The organism is Buchnera aphidicola (Cinara piceae), assembly GCF_900699035.1.
Taxonomy (GTDB): domain Bacteria; phylum Pseudomonadota; class Gammaproteobacteria; order Enterobacterales; family Enterobacteriaceae; genus Buchnera_F; species Buchnera_F aphidicola_AV.
Genome location: NZ_LR217740.1, coordinates 1 through 6052, shown reverse-complemented (window position 1 = coordinate 6052; position 6052 = coordinate 1). Strand labels below are relative to the sequence as shown.

Annotated in this window: 5 protein-coding genes; all 5 read right to left on the bottom strand. The window is 26.1% G+C overall.

Going from position 1 to position 6052, the window contains the following annotated elements; all coding sequences use genetic code 11:
* Nucleotides 1-168 precede the first annotated feature (168 nt).
* The 5 genes from repA to leuB all read right to left on the bottom strand — a co-directional run bounded on the left by repA (nt 169) and on the right by leuB (nt 5889).
* The gene (gene repA / locus BUCIPICE3303_RS02070) at nt 169-1014 is read right to left on the bottom strand and encodes a plasmid replication initiator RepA (protein WP_154049451.1); all 846 of its coding nucleotides are present in this window, start codon (nt 1012-1014) and stop codon (nt 169-171) included.
* Nucleotides 1015-1067: 53 nt separating this feature from the next.
* The gene (gene leuA, locus BUCIPICE3303_RS02065; RefSeq protein ID WP_154049450.1) at nt 1068-2618 is read right to left on the bottom strand and encodes a 2-isopropylmalate synthase; all 1551 of its coding nucleotides are present in this window, start codon (nt 2616-2618) and stop codon (nt 1068-1070) included.
* Nucleotides 2619-2741: 123 nt separating this feature from the next.
* Nucleotides 2742-3359, bottom strand: coding sequence for a 3-isopropylmalate dehydratase small subunit (gene leuD, locus BUCIPICE3303_RS02060; protein WP_154049449.1), 618 nt, complete (start codon nt 3357-3359; stop codon nt 2742-2744).
* Nucleotides 3360-3388: 29 nt separating this feature from the next.
* Nucleotides 3389-4792: a 3-isopropylmalate dehydratase large subunit gene (leuC, locus tag BUCIPICE3303_RS02055; protein WP_154049448.1), complete on the bottom strand. Its 1404-nt coding sequence runs from the start codon at nt 4790-4792 to the stop codon at nt 3389-3391.
* Nucleotides 4792-5889, bottom strand: a complete 1098-nt coding sequence (gene leuB, locus BUCIPICE3303_RS02050) for a 3-isopropylmalate dehydrogenase (protein WP_154049447.1) — start codon at nt 5887-5889, stop codon at nt 4792-4794. The genes leuC and leuB overlap by 1 nt, the downstream gene beginning before the upstream one ends.
* Nucleotides 5890-6052: the final 163 nt, after the last annotated feature.

Genomic DNA, 6052 nt, shown 5'->3' with positions numbered 1-6052 from the left:
TATTTTAAAATTTTTTTTTTTTTAAAAAAATGTTAAAAAAATAAAAAATATTATATAAACAAAGAAAATTTCATATATTTAAGAATAAAAATTTTTTTTTAAAAAAAAACCCCCCTATGCAGCTAAGCATATAAGAAAAAAAAAATACAAATAGTTAACTAGGAAAATTTAAGGAATGGAATTTTTTGCTAATTTTATTAACTTAAAATATTCACAATTTACTTTTCTTTTTAAATTTTCTAACCCTAAATTACAAAGTTCTTTGGTAGAATATTTTTTTACTAAGTTATTTAAAATATATGAACGAGCGTGTTGTTCTTCAAATTGTAAAATTTTAATTGCTTTATTTTTTTGTTTTCGTATTGTATGTTTAGATTTTCTAAATAATAAAGCAGAATAAATATGTTTTTCTTTTGCTAGTTCTTCAGCTTCAATAAATGTTATCTTATTTTTTCCTTGTTTTTTAAGTTGGTTATTAACCCACTGTAATTGTTTTACTCGAACATATTCTAATCTACTTTGAGAAATATTAAATAACATAAAAAAAAGTGGCTTTAAAAATATAATTTTAGGAATATACATTTTTAAAATTTTATCCCATACTTTTTGACAACTAATTAACCCCATAGGTTCCATAAATTGTGTAATTAAACGTGACGCTCTAGTAATAGACTTATTCCCTGCGCTAGAATATGTAGATAACCCACATACATCTGATAACTTTTCTACAGACGCCATTACTAATGTAGAAACTATATTAAAATGATATAACATAGCTTGAACCATTGCTCTTAAAGCACGCGCCCTATGTTCATTTAAACGCCTCCTACGGGGCGGAAGTAGACGACCGGTTACAGGATTTTTTAATGGATTAGTATAATAAATTTCATTTCGAGCAACGTCTGTTTGTGCTGCACATTTCATAGCATATCTAATAAAAGCTGGACGTTTTTTATGATTCTCTGGTTGAATAAATTGTGGGTATGGGTTATATACGTATTTTTTTTTTACCATAAATACTCACATGTAAAAACTATCATAAATATGATAGATAATTTTAAATAGGATTAAATATTATTTTTTTTCTCTAATTCTTTATTAACTTGCTTAGATTTCCAAATGTAATTTAATACATTGATCATAGCTTGAGCGGAAGCTTCAATAATATCAGTAGCTAACCCAACTCCATGAAAATTACGTAATTTATATTGTACGACAATATCTACCTTCCCTAACGCATCCTTTCCTTCTCCATTTGCTTCTAAATGAAATTTTTTTAAAATAATAGGATATAATGTTGCTTTATTTAAAGCTTGATATATAGCATCAACAGGGCCATTACTTGTAGTAGCTTTTTGGATATTAGTTTGGGCTCCACACATTAAAATAATAGACGCAACAGAAAGACCGGATAATTTGGTTTGCACATCAAAATATTCTAACTTAAAATATTCTTCAATATTTTGTTGTTTTTTAAAAAAAGCTAAAGCTTCTAGATCATAATCAAAAATTTGTCCTTTTTTATCTGCTAATTTTAAAAAATCAATATATAATTCATTTAAATTATAATCACTATTTTTATATCCCATTTCTTTCATATGATATTCTATAGCCGCCCTCCCCGAACGAGATGTTAAATTTAATTTACAAGTATTCAATCCAATAGAATTTGGATTAATGATCTCATAATTTTCTCTGTTTTTTAATACACCATCCTGATGAATACCTGATGAATGTAAAAATGCATTTTTCCCTACAATGGCTTTATTAATTGGAATTGGCATATTACAAAATTGGCTTACTATCTTGCTGGTTCTATAAATTTCTTTTAAATTTATATTTGTATATTTATTAAATTTTTTTTTATGTATATCTAAAGCCATAATGACCTCTTCTAAAGCAGTATTTCCCGCTCGTTCACCTAACCCATTAATTGTTCCTTCAATTTGCATTGCTCCAGCTTCAATAGCACTAATAGAATTCCCCACAGCCATTCCTAAATCATTATGACAATGAACTGAAATTATTGCTTGATTAATATTTTTAACGCGATTAAATAAAGTTGAAATTATTTTTTTAAATTGTGTTGGTGTGGTGTAACCTACAGTATCTGGAATATTAATTGTAGTAGCTCCGGCTTTAATAACAGTTTCAACAATTTTACATAGATTATCCAATGATGTTCGTCCTGCATCTTCACATGAAAATTCAATATTAGTTGTATATTTTTTAGCTCTCATAATAGAAGAAACAGCCATATCCATTATTTCATTAAAACTTTTTTTTAATTTAGAAAATATATGTAAATTAGAAGTACCTAAAAAAAGATGTATTCTGAAATTAATTGCTCGTTCCATTGCTCGCGCTGCAATATCAATATCTTCCGGTAAACAACGAGCTAAACTACATATTTGACTTTTTTTAATTATTTTAGAAATAGATTGTATTGATTTAAAATCACCAGGAGAAGAAATTGGAAATCCAGCTTCAATAACATCTACCCCTAATCGCTCTAAAGCTAAAGCAATTTGAATTTTTTCACTCACCGTTAAACTAGCTTGTAATGATTGTTCACCATCGCGTAATGTAGTATCAAAAATAATAATTTTTTTGTCCATATTAGAAATATCTCAAAAATAAAATTACAATTAAAATAATTTAAAAAATTAGTTTTATATAAAACCCCATAAAATTTTTATGTTTTTATACAAAAATTTTATGGGTAAAATATTAATTATAAATTAATAATTATTAGAAATAAAACAGTATTGATATTTATTTTTTTCGTATAAATCTATTTTCTTTTCATGTGTTAAAGTATAATCAATATTATCGAAATTATACATAATACTTTGTTTGTGTATCGGGTTAATTGAAAAGGATATACTATTGTTATCAATAAAAATTTTTTCTTTTAATAAATTAATCATACAAATAATGTTTTTTTTCTTCTTTATTATAAAAAATAATTTGTCTATTATTTTTTTAGAAAAAGAAATTAACAATAATCTATTGTTTAGACAATTATTTACAAAAATATCTGAAAAACTTTGTCCAATTATTACTTTAAACCCATAGTCCAATAAAGACCAAACAGCATGTTCTCTAGAAGAGCCACAACCAAAATTACTTCTAGTTAATAAAATACTAGAATTGCGATAAATTTTTTTATTTAATATAAAATTAGGGTTTTCTATCTCCCCTAAATGATCTAAAAATCTCCAATTATGAAATAAATGTTTACCAAATCCCTTTTTATTAATTTTTTGCAAAAATTGTTTAGGAATAATTATATCTGTATCTATATTTGATATATCCAAAGGAGCTATAGAACCAATATGTTTTATAAAATTTTTCATATAAAAAAAATTATCTTTGAAAAAACTCATTAATGAGTTTTTTTATTAACATTAATAAATTTACCGTATAAAGCTGTTTGCGCAGCTAACCATGGGCTCATTAAATGTGTCCTCCCTTTTGGGCCTTGTCTGCTTTCAAAATTCCTATTACTTGTAGAAGCACATCTTTCTCCTGATTTTAATTGATCTTCATTCATACCGAGACACATAGAACAACCTGCATGCCTCCATTGAAAACCAGATTTTTTAAAGATCTTATCTAACCCTTCTTTTTCAGCTTGTTTTTTCACTAACCCTGACCCGGGTACAATGAAAGCATCTACATTATCTGCTACAAATTTATTTTGTACTACTGACGCAACAATTCGTAAGTCTTCAATTCGAGAATTGGTACACGAACCAATAAATACTTTATCTACAGGTATATTTATTAAACTAGTCCCTGCTTTTAAACCCATATATTCCAAAGATCTTTTTGCGTCTTCTAATAAATTTTTATCATTAAAATTTTTTAAATCTGGAATTTTATCATCAATAGAAATTACTTGAGATGGATTTGTCCCCCATGTAATTTGAGGAGATAAATTTGATATATTGATTGAAAAATTTTTTTCAAAAATAGATTCTGGTCCTGATTTTAAATAACCCCATTTTTTCGTATATTCATTCCATGGGCGATTTTTAGGAATAAAATTTTTGTTTTTTAAATATTCATAAGTAATATGATCAGGTTGTATAATTCCTGATTTTGCACCCATTTCAATTGCCATATTACAAATTGTCATACGACCTTCCATACTCATTTCTTTAATAATAGATCCTGTAAATTCTACTACACAACCTACACCGCCAGAAGTACCTAAATCATGAATAATTTTTAATATAATATCTTTAGGATATATATTCTTTTTTAGATTTCCATAAATATGAATTTTCATATTCTTCAAGCGGTTTTGCGGTAAAGTTTGAGTAGCAAAAACATGTTCTACTTCAGAAGTACCAATCCCAAAAGCTAAAGCACCAAATGCACCATGTGTAGAAGTATGTGAATCACCACAAACAATAGTCATACCCGGTAAAGTCATTCCTTGTTCCGGCCCTATTACATGCACAATTCCTTGATTTATATTATTTAAATCATAATATGGAATGTTAAATTCTTGACAGTTTTTTATTAATGTTTTTATTTGTTTTTGTGCCATTTTTGTAGATGAATTAATATTTCTTGATATAGTTGAAACATTATGATCCATCGTTGCAAAGGTTTGATTTGATCTACGAACAATTCTATTTTTTAATCTTAAACCATCAAATGCTTGAGGGGATGTTACTTCATGAATTAAATGTAAATCAATATAAATAATTGGTGTAATATTTTTTTCTTCATACACTAGATGTGAATTAAATATTTTTTGATATAAAGTTGTTTTCATTATTTTATTATCTCAGATAATGTTTTTGCAATATTATTACCCATTTGACTAGTTGTAATATAATTTTTTCCATTAGAAATATCTAATGTTCTATATCCTTTTTTTAAAGTATTTATTACAGCCAATTCAATAAATTGAGCAACATTATTTAACTTTAATGAATATTCACATAATAATGCTAAAGAAAGGATTTGTGCAATAGGGTTTGCTAAATTTTTACCCTCTAAATCTGGAGCTGATCCACCTGCAGGTTCAAATAAACCAAAAAAACTTTTATTTAAACTAGCAGAAGGAAGCATACCAATAGAACCAGTTAACATTGCACATTCATCTGATAAAATATCACCAAACAAATTTGAACATAATATTACATCAAACTGGCTAGGATTTTTAATAATTTGCATTGCAGCATTATCTACATATAAATGGATTAATTTAACTTCAGGGAAATTTTTAGAAACTCTTGTTACAACTTCTCTCCATAAAGAAGAACTTTCTAGTACATTTGCTTTATCTATAGAAAAAACAATTTTTCTTCTTTTTAAAGATAATTGAAATGCAATATTAGCAATTCTTTCAATTTCTTTTGTGGAATAAATTTCTGTATCAAAAGCAGAAATATTTTTTTTATCAAATGTGTTTCTACCTTTGGGTAAACCAAAATATATTCCACCAATTAATTCACGAACACATAAAATATCAAAACCATTTTTTATTATTTCTGTTTTTAACGGTGATAGCTGTTTTAAAGCAAAATTTAATTTAATAGGCCTAATATTCATAAATAAATTAAAAAATCGTCTAAGTGGCAATAAAGCGCCTGTTTCAGGCTGTTTATCACGTGATAAACGTGTCCATTTTTCTCCACCTATAGAACCAAATAAAATTGCATTAGATTGTATACACCCATCAAGTGTTTTTTTAGGTAATGGTGTCCCAAATTTGTCAAATGCTATACCTCCAATATCAAATTCATTAGTTTCTATTTTAAAATCAAATTTTTTATTTATAACATCTAAAATTTTATATGTTTGGGATATGACTTCAGGACCAATTCCATCTCCAGGTAGAACTGCTATATTAAATATTTTTTTCACTTTTTATTGCCTTTTTAATATCTTTTTATAAAAATTTATTGTATTAAAGTATACTATATAAAATATATTTTGTCTTTTTTTTTTTTTCTTTTTTTTTTTTATAAAGTTATTTTGCGTTTATCTTTTTAGGAAGCATATATGTTTTTTTACAACATGCATCTAA